Below are 14,543 nucleotides of genomic sequence, written 5' to 3'. Positions count from 1 at the left end.
GCGGGCCGGGCTTGCCGGGCCTGAGCGGCTACGGCAGCTTGCCGGTTGCGCCGTCGGGTTACGGCAACCGCGCGGGCGGCGGCCGTGACGGCAATCGTACCGGCGGCGGCCGCGACGGCAACCGTGCAGGTGGCGGTCGCGATGTCGACGGCAATCGCGCGTCGTATGGCGCAGGCCCCAAGCGCGAGGGTGCGGGCGGCAAGCGCGGCGGCAGCAAGGGCGGCGGCAATCGCAATCCGAACGGCAATCGTGCCGACGGCGCCGGCAACGGCGGCCCGCGCGGCGGTCAGCGTCCGCAGCGCAGCCGTACGCGCAGCCGCTAAGCGTCTGTCGATTGACGTACGTACGGCGGCGCAAAGCCGCCGATACGTCGGCGTGGCCGGCATCCGGCCGGCTTTGTCGATACGGCGCATTGCGTTGACGGGTTTCGGCTGAATCCATGTCGTGTGCCGCGACAACGGCGATCACCGGTGCGGTAGGGTGGTGCCGGTCGATCGGGTAGCCCGATTTCGCATTTTCGGTCCGTAAAGGCAGCCGACGCGCTGCTTTTACCGGCTGGCTTGGCGTTTGCGCCAAAAATCGCTATAATCGCGGAGTCGCTGGGCGTACGGATTCAATGTGCGGCTCAGGTGCGACCACCAGTAAGAAGATGGGCGTTCCGCCCATTTTTTTTTGCTGAAACGGTTAGGCATCTCGGGTAGCGCTTCCTGCGCCGGCTAAGGCGCGCGCCCGCGGGTGAATCGCGAGCGGCGGGCGCGAACACCTGAGAGGACACTGTGCAACTGACGGAACTGATAGAAACCACGGTCACCGGGCTCGGCTACGAGCTGGTGGAACTCGAGCGCACCGGGCGCGGCATGCTTTGCATCTATATCGATCAGCCTGCCGGCATCTCGCTCGAAGATTGCGAAAAGGTTACGCGTCAGCTCCAGCACGTCTTGACGGTCGAAAATATCGATTACGAACGGCTCGAAGTCTCGTCCCCGGGGCTCGACCGCCCGTTGAAGAAGCTGGCCGACTTCGAGCGCTTCGCCGGCAGCGAAGTTTCCGTGACCTTGAAAAAGCCGCTGGACGGGCGCAAGACGTACCGGGGCATTCTGCACGCGCCGAATGGCGAAACGATCGGTTTGGAATTTGAGGGGAAGAAGGGCGAGGCAGCCATGCTGGATTTCACGCTGGCCGATATCGACAAAGCCCGCCTGATTCCGCAAGTTGACTTTAGGAGCCGCAAATAATGAGTCGCGAAGTGTTGATGTTGGTGGATGCGCTGGCGCGCGAGAAAAACGTCGACAAGGATGTGGTGCTGGGCGCCCTCGAGGCTGCGCTCGCGTCCGCTTCCAAGAAGCTGTTCGACGAAGGCGCCGAAATCCGCGTCCATATCGATCGCGAAAGCGGCGAGCACGAAACCTTCCGTCGCTGGCTCGTCGTTCCCGACGAGGCAGGCTTGCAGGAGCCGGATCGCGAGATCCTGCTGTTCGAAGCACGTGAGCAGAAGCCCGACGTCGAAGTCGGCGAGTATGTCGAGGAACCCGTTCCGTCGATCGAATTCGGCCGCATCGGCGCGCAGGCCGCGAAGCAGGTGATCCTGCAGAAGGTGCGCGACGCGGAGCGCGAGCAGATCCTGAACGACTACCTCGAGCGTGGCGAAAAGATCATGACGGGTACGGTGAAGCGCCTCGACAAGGGCAACTTCATCGTCGAATCGGGCCGCGTCGAGGCGCTGCTGCGCCGCGATCAGCTGATCCCGAAGGAAAACCTCCGCGTGGGCGACCGCGTGCGTGCGTACATCGCGAAGGTCGACCGCACCGCGCGCGGCCCGCAGATCGAGCTGTCGCGCACGGCGCCGGAATTCCTGATGAAGCTGTTCGAGATGGAAGTGCCGGAAATCGAGCAGGGCCTGCTCGAGATCAAGGCGGCTGCCCGCGACCCGGGCGTGCGCGCGAAGATCGGCGTCATCGCCTACGACAAGCGGATCGATCCGATCGGCACCTGCGTCGGCATCCGCGGTTCCCGCGTGCAGGCCGTGCGCAACGAGCTCGGTGGCGAAAACATCGACATCGTGCTATGGTCGGAGGATCCCGCCCAGTTCGTGATCGGCGCGCTCGCGCCGGCAGCCGTCCAGTCGATCGTCGTCGATGAAGAAAAGCATTCGATGGACGTCGTCGTCGACGAGAACGAACTGGCTGTCGCGATCGGCCGCAGCGGTCAGAACGTTCGCCTTGCCGGCGAGCTGACCGGCTGGCAGATCAACATCATGACGCCGGACGAGTCCGCCCTGAAGCAGGGTGAAGAACGCGACCGGCTGCGTGCGCTGTTCATGGCGCGTCTCGACGTCGACGAAGAAGTTGCCGACATCCTGATCGACGAAGGCTTCACGAGCCTCGAAGAAATCGCGTACGTGCCGCTCAACGAAATGCTCGAAATCGAAGCGTTCGACGAGGACACCGTGCACGAACTGCGCAACCGCGCACGCGACGCGCTGTTGACGATGGCCATCGCGAACGAAGAAAAGGTCGAGAACGCAGCGCTGGATCTCAAGAGCCTCGACGGCATCACGCCGGAGCTGCTCGCGAAGCTGGCCGAACACGGCGTGCAGACGCGCGACGATCTCGCCGAGCTGGCTGTAGATGAACTGGTCGACATGACCGGAATGGAAGAGGATGCCGCTAAGGCGTTGATCATGAAAGCACGTGAACATTGGTTCCAGTGAGAAATGACCATGGCGCACTGATTTGATGGCGGCCGTATGGCCTGACCCGATGCTAACCGCAAGGAATCGGTCCTTGCACTAAGAGGAATGAATGGCGAGTAACAACGTAGCCCAATTTGCCGCGGAACTGAAAATGCCTGCTGGTGTGCTGCTCGAACAGCTGCAGGCAGCGGGCGTCCAGAAAGCGAGTGAAGACGATGCGCTGTCCGAAACGGACAAGGCGCGTCTGCTCGATCATTTGCGCAAGTCGCACGGCGCAACTGACGGCGACAAGCGCAAGATCACGCTGACCCGCAAGCATACGTCGGAGATCAAGCAATCTGACGCGACGGGCAAGGCTCGCACCATTCAGGTCGAGGTTCGCAAGAAGCGTACGTTCGTCAAGCGCGACGACGTGGCCGAAGGTGCGGATCAGGGTCAGGCGCAGGTCGCCGAAGCGGACGACGATGCGGAACTGAAGCGTCGCGAGGAAGAGGCGCGCCGCGAGGCCGAACTGCTCGAGAAGCAGGCGCAGGAGCTGCGCGAGCGTCAGGAACGCCTCGAACGCGAGGAAGCCGAACGTCGCGCCCGCGAGGAAGCGGCCGAGGCCGAGCGCCGTCGCGCCGAGGAAGAAGCGGCGACGAAGCGTGCCGCGGCGGAAGCCGCCGCAGCCCAGCAGCAGGCGGCAGCGCAGCAGGCTGCTGCCGAGCAGGAAGCGACGCCGACGCAGTCCGCGCAGGACGAAGCACGCGCAGCCGCCGAACGCGCGGCCCAGCGCGAAGCGGCGAAGAAGGCCGAGGACGCTGCCCGTGAGGCAGCCGACAAGGCGCGCGCCGAGCAGGAAGAGATCAGCAAGCGTCGCGCGGCGGCGGAAGCCGAAGCCCGCGCGATCCGCGAAATGATGAACACGCCGCGCAAGGCCGTGGTCAAGGCAGTCGAGCCGCCGAAACCGGTCGAACCGCCGAAGCCGGCCGAAGCGAAGGGCACGCTGCACAAGCCGGCGAAGCCGGAAGGTGCGCAGGCGCGTCCGGCCGTGAAGAAGCCGGCTGGCGCGGCGGCTCCGGCCACCACGCAGGCGCCGGCAGGCGCGGGCGACCGCAACAAGAAGCCGGGTGCAGGCAAGGGCGGCTGGCAGGACGACGCGGCGAAGCGTCGCGGCATCAAGACTCGCGGCGACTCGAGCGGCGGCGTCGACCGCGGCTGGCGCGGCGGCCCGAAGGGTCGCGGCCGTCACCAGGACAGCTCGACGTTCCAGGCGCCGACCGAACCGATCGTCCGTGAAGTGCATGTGCCGGAAACCGTGTCGGTTGCCGATCTCGCGCACAAGATGTCGATCAAGGCCTCGGAAGTCATCAAGGTGATGATGAAGATGGGCCAGATGGTCACGATCAACCAGGTGCTGGACCAGGAAACGGCGATGATCATCGTCGAGGAACTGGGCCACCGCGCGGTTGCCGCGAAGCTGGACGATCCGGAAGCGCTGCTCGTCGAAGGCGAATCCGGTACCGATGCGGAGCAGCTGCCGCGTCCGCCGGTCGTCACGGTGATGGGTCACGTCGATCACGGCAAGACCTCGCTGCTCGACCACATCCGCCGCGCGAAGGTTGCCGCGGGCGAAGCGGGCGGCATTACGCAGCACATCGGCGCTTATCACGTCGACACGCCGCGTGGCGTCATCACGTTCCTCGATACGCCGGGTCACGAAGCGTTCACGGCAATGCGTGCACGCGGCGCGAAGGCGACCGACATCGTGGTGCTGGTGGTGGCGGCCGACGACGGCGTGATGCCGCAGACGAAGGAAGCCATCGCCCACGCGAAGGCGGGTGGCGTGCCGATCGTCGTCGCGATCAACAAGATCGACAAACCGGAAGCGAACCCGGATCGCGTCAAGCAGGAACTGGTCGCGGAAGGCGTCGTGCCGGAAGAATACGGTGGCGATTCGCCGTTCGTGCCGGTGTCGGCCAAGACGGGCGCAGGTATCGACGATCTGCTCGAGAACGTGCTGCTGCAGGCCGAAGTGCTGGAACTGAAGGCACCGGTCGAGGCGCCGGCCAAGGGTATCGTGATCGAAGCGAAGCTCGACAAGGGTAAAGGCCCGGTCGCGACGATCCTGGTGCAGTCCGGTACGCTGAACCGCGGCGATATCGTGCTGGCCGGTACGGCCTACGGTCGCGTCCGTGCGATGCTCGACGAGAACGGCAAGCCGACGAAGGAAGCCGGCCCGTCGATCCCGGTCGAAATCCAGGGTCTGTCGGAAGTGCCGGGCGCGGGCGAGGAAGTGATCGTGCTGCCGGACGAGCGCAAGGCGCGTGAAATCGCGCTGTTCCGTCAGGGCAAGTTCCGCGACGTGAAGCTCGCGAAGCAGCAGGCCGCGAAGCTGGAAAGCATGCTGGAGCAGATGGGCGAAGGCGAAGTGCAGAACCTGCCGCTCATCATCAAGGCAGACGTGCAGGGTTCGCAGGAAGCGCTCGTGCAGTCGCTGCTCAAGCTGTCGACCGACGAAGTGCGCGTGCAGATCGTGCACAGCGCGGTCGGTGGCATCAGCGAAAACGACGTCAACCTCGCGACGGCATCGAAGGCGGTCATCATCGGCTTCAACACGCGTGCGGACGCACAGGCACGCAAGCTGGCCGAGGCGAACGGCATCGATATCCGCTACTACAACATCATCTACGACGCAGTGGACGAGGTGAAGGCGGCGATGTCGGGCATGCTGGCGCCGGAGAAGCGTGAAGTCATCACCGGCATGGTCGAGGTGCGCCAGGTCTTCAAGGTACCGAAGATCGGCACGGTCGCCGGCTGTATGGTCACCGACGGTATCGTCAAGCGCTCGTCGTCGGTTCGCGTGCTGCGCAACAACGTCGTGATCTTCACGGGCGAACTCGAATCGCTGAAGCGCTTCAAGGACGACGTGAAGGAAGTCAAGCAAGGCTTCGAGTGCGGTATGTCGGTGAAGAACTTCAACGACGTCACCGAAGGCGACCAGTTCGAAGTATTCGAAGTGACCGAAGTCGCACGTACGCTGTAATCGTCGCGTATCGGCTCTTGGGCGGGGCAGGCTTGGGCCTGTCCCGCCCATTTTCATGGTGGCGTGCTGACAACGGCCGCCGCTTCATCCTGATAAACGGATCACGGATCGATCATGTCCAGGAAACGTACTTCCCCCAATCGCAACGTTCAGATCGCCGACCAGATTCAGCGCGATCTGTCCGAACTCATCATGCGCGAGGTCAAAGATCCGCGCATCGGCATCGTGACCATCCAGAGCGTGGAACTCACGCCGGACTATGCGCACGCGAAGGTCTACTTCACGGCGCTCACCGGCGATCCGGAGAAGACGCAGGAGGCGCTGAACCATGCGTCGGGTCACCTGCACAACCTGCTGTTCAAGCGCTTGCACATTCATACGGTGCCGACGCTGCATTTCCACTACGACCAGACGATCGAGAAGGCCGTCGAAATGTCGCGCCTGATCAAGGAAGCGAACTCGACGCGTGCGAAGGACGACGACGAGGCCGACACGCCTGCCAAGGACGATTGAGCTCGACCGGCCTATGACGAATGCAGCACCCCCACGTCCGCGCGTGCCCCGGCGCGTGCTGGACGGCGTTCTCCTGCTCGACAAGCCGATCGGCCTGTCGAGCAACGATGCGTTGATTCGCGCAAAGCGCCTGCTTCTCGCGAAGAAAGCCGGTCACACCGGCACGCTCGATCCGCTGGCTTCGGGCCTGCTGCCGCTGTGCTTCGGCGAGGCGACGAAGTTCTCGCAGGACTTGCTCGACGCCGACAAGACGTATGAAGCGACGATGCGTCTCGGCCAGCGCACGGCTACCGGCGACGCGGAAGGCGAGGTGATCGACACGCGGCCCGTCGAATGCGATCGCGCGGCGGTGGAAGCCGCGCTCGTGCGCTTCACCGGCGACATCGTGCAGGTGCCGCCGATGTATTCGGCGCTCAAGCGCGACGGCAAGCCGCTGTACGAATATGCGCGGGCCGGCCAGACCGTCGAGCGGGAAGGTCGCAACGTGACGATCCATGCGCTCGATCTGCTCGCTTGCGACCTGCCCGACGTGACGTTTCGCGTGACCTGCAGCAAGGGCACCTACGTGCGTACGCTCGCGGAAGATATCGGTGAAGCGCTCGGCTGCGGTGCGCATCTGACGATGCTGCGCCGCACGGGCGTCGGCGCGCTGACGCTCGAGCATGCGGTGACGCTCGATGCGCTGTCGGACGCCGCCGAAGCGGCGCGCGATGCATGGCTTCAGCCGGTCGATGCGCTGCTGTCGACGTTTCCGCTGGTGCGTCTCGACGAAGCCAGCGCGAAGCGGTTCCTGCACGGCCAGCGTCTGCCGCTGTCGGCGCTCGAGCCGATCGACGCGGCCGATGGCGAGCGCGTGCGCGTGTACGACGCCACCCGGTTGCTCGGCGTGGCGCGCAAGGCGAATGGCGTGCTCGCCCCGGAACGGCTCGTCGTGACGGCTCAATGACGCAGCAGCGCACGCAAGTGCGCGCGGCAGAATGCAAAAAGCCCGGTCGATTTCGACCGGGTTTTTTGTTTGGTGTGCTGCCTTGAACCCGGCTGCTCAGTGCGCTGCCGACGCTGCCGCACCGGCATCGCCGCCGCCCGCGCGTTCGGGTTTGGTGATCCAGATCAGTGCGATCAGCAGCACGAAGATCACCGCCGAGATATAGAACAGGTCGTTCACGCCGAGTTGCGCGGCCTGTTGTGTGGCCATGTTGTTGATGAGCCCGTGTGCCTGGCTCTGCGACAGCCCGAGGTTGCCCATCTGCGTGACGGCCTGGTTGAACGTCGGGTTGTATGGATTCGCCTGCTCGACCAGTTGCGCGTGATGGAAGTTGTTGCGGTGGTCCCACGCGGTCTGGAAGATCGACGTGCCGATGCCGCCGCACATGATCCGCACGAAGTTCGACAGGCCGGACGCCGCAGGAATGCGGTGGCCGGGCAAGCCGGACAGCGTGATCGACACGAGCGGGATGAAGAAGCCCGCCATCGCGATGCCCTGCACGAGCGTCGGCAGCGTCAGCGACCATTCGTCGACACCCGTCGTGTAGCGCGAACGCATCCAGAAGCACAGCGCAAACGTCAGGAACGACGCCGTCGAGATGAAGCGCGGATCGGTGCGCGGCAGATACTTCCCGGTGAGCGGCGACAACAGGATGGCGAACAGCCCGACCGGCGCCATCACGAGGCCGGCGTCGGTCGCGGTGTAGCCGATCTGCGTCTGCAGCCACAGCGGCAACAGCACGAGGTTGCCGAAGTACAGGCCGTACCCGATCGACAGCGCGACCGTGCCGCCTGTGAAGTTCCGGATGCGGAACAGCGACAGGTCGACGACCGGGTGCTCGGCGGTCAGTTCCCAGATCACGAAGAACGCGAATGCAATGACGGCGGTCAGCGCGAGCACGACGATGGTCGTCGATGCGAACCAGTCGAGATCCTTGCCCTTGTCGAGCATGATCTGCAGCGAGCCGACCCAGACGACCAGCAGCGCGAGGCCCACGCCGTCGATCGGCGCGCGGCGCACGGCCGACTCCCGGTTGCGATAGATCATCCACGTCGCGGCGGCGGCGGCGATGCCGACCGGGATGTTGACGTAGAAGATCCACGGCCACGAGTAGTTGTCCGAGATCCAGCCGCCGAGAATCGGGCCCGCGACCGGCGCGATCAGCGTCGTCATCGCCCATAGCGCGAGCGCCATCGGTGCTTTCGCGCGCGGATAGCTCGACAGCAGGAGCGCTTGCGACAGCGGAATCATCGGGCCGGCGACCGCGCCCTGCAGCACGCGCGAGCCGAGCAGGAACGGCAGGTTCGGCGACAGCCCGCACATCCACGACGAGATGACGAACAGGATGATCGACGCGAGGAACAGGCGCACCTGCCCGAAACGGTCGGTCAGCCAGCCGGTCAGCGGCACCGAGATGGCGTTCGCGACCGCGAACGACGTGATGACCCACGTGCCCTGGTCGGACGACACGCCGAGGTCGCCCGAGATGGTCGGGATCGCGACGTTCGCGATGGACGTGTCGAGCACGTTCATGAACACCGCGAGCGACACCGCGATCGTCCCGAGTACGAGTTGCCCGCCCTGCAAGGGCGGGTAGGAGGCAGGAGCCTGTGCCATGTCGGTTGTCTTTCCGGAGTCGGAACGGTTACATCATTTTCGCGGCGGTGTTCTGCTTCGCCGCGACCGGCGCCGATGCGTTGCCGCCCGCGTTCTCGGCGATGATGCGCGCGATTTCGGCGTCGGCCTCGTCGCCGTATTTCGCGAACACGTTGGTCTCGTAGACGGTGTTCGGCGCGTTGACGAGCTGGTCGCCGCGTTCGTCCTTGATGTCCACGTCGACCTGCATCGACAGGCCGATACGCAGCGGATGCTTGTCGAGATCCTTCGGATCGAGCTCGATCCGCACCGGCAGGCGCTGCACGACCTTGATCCAGTTGCCGGTCGCATTCTGCGCCGGCAGCAGCGAGAACGCCGAGCCCGTGCCGGCCGAGAAGCCGACGACCTTGCCGTGGTACGTGACCGACGAACCATAGATGTCGGCCGTCAGCTCGACCGGCTGGCCGACGCGCATGTGCTTCAGCTGGACTTCCTTGAAGTTCGCGTCGACCCACACGGCATTGAGCGGCACCACCGACATCAGCGGGTTGCCGGGCGACACGCGCTGGCCGACCTGCACCGAGCGCTTCGCGACGTAGCCGGTGACCGGCGCCGGCAGCACGTTACGCGCGTTTGCGAGGTACGCGTCGCGCACCTTCGCGGCGGCGGCCATCACGTTCGGGTGCGATGCGATCGTCGTGTTCGCGGTCAATGCGCGATTCGATGCGAGCTGTTGCTGCGCGGCGTCGACCGATGCCTGCGCGGCCTTCACCGCGTCGCGGGCGTGCGAGATTTCTTCCTGCGACACGGCGCCCGTCTGCGCGACGGCGAGGCGGCGGCGCAGATCGTCCTGGGCCTTCGACAGGTCGGACTGGCGCAGCGCGACTTGCGCGCGGTACTGGTCGTCGTTGACGAACAGGCCGCGCACCTGGCGCACCGTCTGCGCGAGATTGGCTTCCGCCTGCTGCAGCGCGACCTGCGAATCGGCGGGGTCGAGCACGACGAGCGGGTCGCCGGCCTTCACCGTTTGCGTGTCGTCCGCCTTCACGGCGATCACGGTGCCGGTGACCTGCGGCGTGATCTGCACGACGTTGCCGTTCACGTAGGCATCGTCGGTGTCTTCATGGAAGCGGGCGACGAGGAAGTAGTACAGGCCGTATGCGATGGCCGCGATCACGATGACCGCGACGAGCAGCGTCATCATTCGTTTGCGCTTGCCGTTGTTCTGCGGCTGCGCGCTGGCGGCGTTTTGTTGGTCGCTCATGGCGATTTTCTCCGTCCGTTATTTCGAGTGTCTGCGTAGTGGTGGCGCCGGCTCAGTTGGCGGCCTGTTTGGTCGGCGTGGCGGCATCGGGCGCGGCGAGCGGCGTGCCGGTTGCGTCGAACCCGCCGCCGAGCGCCTTGATCAGCGCGAGCTGCATGTCGCGGCGACGCATCTTCAGGTTGGTCACCGTCTGCTCCGATGCGAGGCGGTTGCTGTCCGCCGTCAGCACCTGCAGTTGCGGCGACAGGCCGGCCTTGTAGCGAATGACCGCGAGATCGTACGCGCGCGTCGACGCGTCGAGCGCACGTTGGGCGTCGCCCATCTGCCGATCGATCGCGCGGATCGACGCGACCTGCGTTGCGACGTCGTTCAGCGCGCTGATCAGCGTCTGGTTGTAGTTCGCGACCGACAGGTCGAAGTCGGCGTAGCGGCCCTTGAGCTGGGCGCGCAGCGCGCCGGCATCGAAGATCGGCAGGTGGATCGCCGGGCCGAACTGCGCCTGGCGGCTCGCGAAGTTCAGGAATTTGCCCCAGCCGAACGCATCGAAGCCGAAGCCGGCCGCGAGGTTCACGTCGGGGTAGAACTCGGCCTTCGCTTCCTTCACGTCGTGCATCGCGGCTTCGACCTGCCAGCGCGCGGCGACGATGTCGGGGCGGCGCGACACGAGATCGGCCGGCAGGTTGCCGGGCAGCGTGACGTCGCCGCTCGGGTTCAGCACGGGCGCCGCGATCTGCAGCCCGCGATCCGGGCCTTTGCCGAGCAGCGCGGCGAGCTGGTAGCGCACCGTCGTGATCTGCCCGTCGAGGTCCGACAGCGAAGCCTGGGTCGTCGCGATGTTGCCGCGGGCCGTCTGGCGCTCGACGTTGGTGTCGAGGCCGGCCGATACGCGGCCGTCGGTGATCTTGCCGACCGTCTCGCGGTTGGTGATCTCGCGCTGCGCGATGTCGCGCAGCGCATAGAGCTGCGCGAGCGAGTTGTAAGTGCGCGCGACCGACGACGCGAGCGTGATGCGCGCCTGTTGCATGTCGGCTTCGGCGGCTTTTTCCTGCGATACGGCCGTGTGCAGGCGTTCGCGGTTCTTGCCCCACAGATCGAGTTCCCACGAGGCGCTCGCGAGCACATTGTTCTCGCTGTACCACTGGCCGCCGTACGGGGGCGGGAACAGTGCATTCGACGAATACAGCTCGCGCGTCCACGAATAGCTGGCTTCGGCCTTCGGCATCAGGTTCGAGCGGGACGATTCGATGTACGACGAGGCTTTCGCGATGCGCGCCTGGGCCTGCGCGATCGACGGGTTGCCCTGCAGCGCTTCGTCGATCAGCTTCGGCAGTTGCGGATCGCCGAACTGGTTGGCCCAGTCGAGTGCCGGCCACTGGCCGCCCTGGGCCGGCAGGCTCTGGGCGGATTCGAATTGCGACGCGGGGGCGATCTGCTTGTCGCTCTTGATGCCGATGTAATTCGCGCAGCCCGCCAGCGCCAGCGCGGCGACCGCGGTGGCGACGGCGGCACGACACGACCCGGCGCGCACGGACAACGGGGAGGTTTTCATCGCGCTAACCCCTGACTCGGAATGAATGATGGACACTGCAAGGATTTCCTTACATTAATCTGTCAAAAGTAATTGTTATGGCAACTATTACGTGATGCTACCGCCGGTCGTCTCGCAATAGTTGCTGAGAATGCGGCGCAGCATGCTCTTCAGGAACCCGACTTCTTCCGGCGTAAACCCGTCCAGCACCTGGTCGAGCACGCTGCGGAAAATGGGCGGCAGCCGTTCGGCCAGCGCGCGGCCTTCGTCGGTGAGCTCGAGCCGCACGACGCGCCGATCCTCGACGCTCCGCACGCGCGACAGCAGGCCGCGTTTCTCGACCCGGTCGAGCAGGCGCGTGACCGCGCTTGCGTCGATGCCGTATTCGCGTGCGAGTTCGGCGGCCGTCGAGCACTTGCCGACCGCGATCATGAACAGCATGCTCGCTTGCGTGCCCGTGATGCCCAGCTCTTCCTGCGTGCGCTGCGTGACGAGATTGGTCATCACCGACTTCACGCGCGACATCAGATAACCGACGCTGTCGTTCATCTGATACGTAGACAGCGGCGAAACGGGCGGTGGGGTAGGAGAATCCGACATAAAACCCTGAAGCTGCAATAGTTGACTAGGCAGCAGTATAGGCACAATTGCTTGCCGCGGCAAATGTTAATCGAACCGCGAAACGCGCGCTCCGTCCGGCCAGAATCCCTTGTCCCGATAAGGTTTTTCGGCGTGTCGGTCGTGGTGCGGAAGAGGCTCGACCGGGTCGGGGGCGAAGGGCGGGGCAGCCCGTTTTGTTGCGTTGCAACGTGTAGGCCAGCTCTCGCCACTCGCACGTGCTATAATTTGAGGCTCACCAAGCTGCAACGGCGCGCGCCCGTGAAAAACGAGCGCGCGCGTTTGCGCGTTCAAACGGATTTCCAGGTTTCTATGACCCGCGCCCTTCGCAATATCGCCATCATCGCCCACGTCGACCACGGCAAGACCACGCTCGTCGACCAACTGCTCCGCCAGTCCGGCACCTTCCGCGACAACCAGCAGATTGCGGAGCGGGTGATGGATTCGAACGACATCGAAAAAGAGCGCGGGATCACGATTCTCGCGAAGAACTGCGCGGTCGAATACGAAGGCACGCACGTCAACATCGTCGACACCCCGGGGCACGCGGACTTCGGCGGCGAAGTCGAGCGCGTGCTGTCGATGGTCGACTCGGTGCTGCTGCTCGTCGACGCGGTCGAGGGCCCGATGCCGCAGACGCGCTTCGTCACGAAGAAGGCGCTCGCGCTCGGCCTGAAGCCGATCGTCGTCGTCAACAAGATCGACCGCCCGGGCGCGCGGATCGACTGGGTGATCAACCAGACCTTCGACCTGTTCGACAAGCTCGGCGCGACCGAAGAGCAGCTCGACTTCCCGATCGTCTACGCGTCGGGCCTGAACGGCTACGCGTCGCTCGACCCGGCCGCGCGCGAAGGCGACATGCGTCCGCTGTTCGAGGCGATCCTCGAGCACGTGCCGGTTCGCCCGGCCGATCCGGAAGCGCCGCTGCAGCTCCAGATCACGTCGCTCGACTATTCGACGTACGTCGGCCGGATCGGCGTCGGCCGCATCACGCGCGGCCGCATCAAGCCGGGCCAGCCGGTCGTGATGCGCTTCGGCCCGGAAGGCGACGTGCTGAACCGTAAGATCAACCAGGTGCTGTCGTTCAAGGGGCTGGAGCGCGTGCAAGTCGAATCGGCGGAAGCGGGCGACATCGTGCTGATCAACGGTATTGAAGACGTCGGCATCGGCGCGACGATCTGCGCTGTCGATACGCCGGAAGCGCTGCCGATGATCACCGTCGACGAACCGACGCTGACGATGAACTTCCTCGTCAACTCGTCGCCGCTCGCCGGCCGCGAAGGCAAGTTCGTGACGAGCCGCCAGATCCGCGACCGTCTGATGAAGGAACTGAACCACAACGTCGCGCTGCGCGTGAAGGATACCGGTGACGAAACTGTGTTCGAAGTGTCGGGCCGCGGCGAACTGCACCTGACGATTCTCGTCGAGAACATGCGTCGCGAAGGCTACGAGCTGGCCGTGTCGCGTCCGCGCGTGGTGATGCAGGAAATCGACGGCGTGCGTCACGAGCCGTACGAGCTGCTGACGGTCGACGTCGAGGACGAACACCAGGGCGGCGTGATGGAAGAGCTCGGCCGCCGCAAGGGCGAAATGCTCGACATGGCGTCGGACGGCCGCGGCCGCACGCGCCTGGAGTACAAGATCTCGGCACGTGGCCTGATCGGCTTCCAGAGCGAATTCCTGACGCTCACGCGCGGCACGGGCCTGATGAGCCACATCTTCGACTCGTACGCGCCGGTCAAGGACGGCTCGGTCTTCGAGCGCCGCAACGGCGTGCTGATCTCGCAGGACGACGGCGCTGCGGTTGCTTACGCACTGTGGAAGCTGCAGGATCGCGGCCGCATGTTCGTGAAGCCGGGCGACGCGCTGTATGAGGGCATGATCATCGGCATCCACAGCCGCGACAACGACCTCGTCGTGAACCCGATCAAGGGCAAGCAGCTGACCAACGTGCGCGCGTCGGGCACCGACGAGGCCGTGCGTCTCGTGCCGCCGGTCCAGATGTCGCTGGAATACGCGGTGGAATTCATCGACGACGACGAGCTCGTCGAAGTGACGCCGCAGTCGATCCGCCTGCGCAAGCGCTTCCTGAAGGAGCACGAGCGTCGCCGCGCGAGCCGCGAAGGTGCGGTCGACTAAGCATCGATCGTTCCCGAGCACGACGAAAAAGGCTGCCTTCGGGCAGCCTTTTTTGCATCTGCGCGTCGTGCAACCGGATTGCCTGCAAAACACTGTTCCCGCAGGTCGCCGCAATCCGGCAAAACCCCGCCGCGCGGCGCTTTCAGGCACATTTCGCCGTGAACTCCGGTATCGGTTCTGTGA

At 65.1% G+C, this 14,543-nt stretch carries 10 protein-coding genes and 1 pseudogene; 7 read left to right on the top strand and 4 right to left on the bottom strand.

The window, feature by feature from the left end; all coding sequences use genetic code 11:
* From H3O04_RS15345 to truB, 6 genes and pseudogenes are all read left to right on the top strand, one after another.
* Positions 1-323: pseudogene (locus tag H3O04_RS15345) on the top strand (23S rRNA pseudouridylate synthase B); the annotation flags it as partial.
* Between the two features lie 453 nt (positions 324-776).
* Positions 777-1,235, top strand: a complete 459-nt coding sequence (rimP, locus tag H3O04_RS15340; RefSeq protein ID WP_006476167.1) for a ribosome maturation factor RimP — start codon at positions 777-779, stop codon at positions 1,233-1,235.
* Positions 1,235-2,710, top strand: coding sequence for a transcription termination factor NusA (gene nusA / locus H3O04_RS15335; protein WP_006476166.1), 1,476 nt, complete (start codon positions 1,235-1,237; stop codon positions 2,708-2,710). The genes rimP and nusA overlap by 1 nt, the downstream gene beginning before the upstream one ends.
* Before the next feature lie 91 nt (positions 2,711-2,801).
* The gene (gene infB, locus H3O04_RS15330; RefSeq protein WP_012328382.1) at positions 2,802-5,717 is read left to right on the top strand and encodes a translation initiation factor IF-2; all 2,916 of its coding nucleotides are present in this window, start codon (positions 2,802-2,804) and stop codon (positions 5,715-5,717) included.
* A gap of 114 nt (positions 5,718-5,831) precedes the next feature.
* A complete protein-coding gene (gene rbfA / locus H3O04_RS15325) occupies positions 5,832-6,230 on the top strand; it encodes a 30S ribosome-binding factor RbfA (RefSeq protein ID WP_011545262.1) in 399 nt (132 codons plus the stop codon).
* A 13-nt stretch (positions 6,231-6,243) separates the two neighbouring features.
* Positions 6,244-7,176 (top strand): tRNA pseudouridine(55) synthase TruB, encoded by a 933-nt coding sequence (gene truB / locus H3O04_RS15320; RefSeq protein ID WP_124477862.1) that lies wholly within the window; start codon positions 6,244-6,246, stop codon positions 7,174-7,176.
* A gap of 96 nt (positions 7,177-7,272) precedes the next feature.
* Here the strand turns inward: truB and H3O04_RS15315 are convergent, their stop codons facing one another.
* The 4 genes from H3O04_RS15315 to H3O04_RS15300 all read right to left on the bottom strand — a co-directional run bounded on the left by H3O04_RS15315 (position 7,273) and on the right by H3O04_RS15300 (position 12,203).
* The gene (locus tag H3O04_RS15315; RefSeq protein WP_012328384.1) at positions 7,273-8,832 is read right to left on the bottom strand and encodes a DHA2 family efflux MFS transporter permease subunit; all 1,560 of its coding nucleotides are present in this window, start codon (positions 8,830-8,832) and stop codon (positions 7,273-7,275) included.
* Positions 8,833-8,860: 28 nt separating this feature from the next.
* On the bottom strand, positions 8,861-10,075 hold the full coding sequence (locus tag H3O04_RS15310; RefSeq protein WP_124477861.1) for an HlyD family secretion protein: 1,215 nt from the start codon (positions 10,073-10,075) through the stop codon (positions 8,861-8,863).
* A gap of 52 nt (positions 10,076-10,127) precedes the next feature.
* Positions 10,128-11,624, bottom strand: coding sequence for an efflux transporter outer membrane subunit (locus tag H3O04_RS15305; RefSeq protein ID WP_202587980.1), 1,497 nt, complete (start codon positions 11,622-11,624; stop codon positions 10,128-10,130).
* Positions 11,625-11,711: 87 nt separating this feature from the next.
* Positions 11,712-12,203, bottom strand: coding sequence for a MarR family winged helix-turn-helix transcriptional regulator (locus H3O04_RS15300; RefSeq protein WP_011545265.1), 492 nt, complete (start codon positions 12,201-12,203; stop codon positions 11,712-11,714).
* 330 nt (positions 12,204-12,533) lie between these two features.
* Here H3O04_RS15300 and typA point away from each other — a divergent pair, with 330 nt between their 5' ends.
* Positions 12,534-14,360 carry a translational GTPase TypA gene (gene typA / locus H3O04_RS15295; protein ID WP_006476159.1) on the top strand — a complete coding sequence of 609 codons (1,827 nt, stop codon included), beginning with the start codon at positions 12,534-12,536 and terminating at the stop codon, positions 14,358-14,360.
* The last annotated feature ends 183 nt before the right edge of the window (positions 14,361-14,543 follow it).

The organism is Burkholderia sp. KCJ3K979 (assembly GCF_016759955.1).
GTDB lineage: Bacteria > Pseudomonadota > Gammaproteobacteria > Burkholderiales > Burkholderiaceae > Burkholderia > Burkholderia orbicola.
This window is presented reverse-complemented; position numbering and strand designations above follow the sequence as displayed.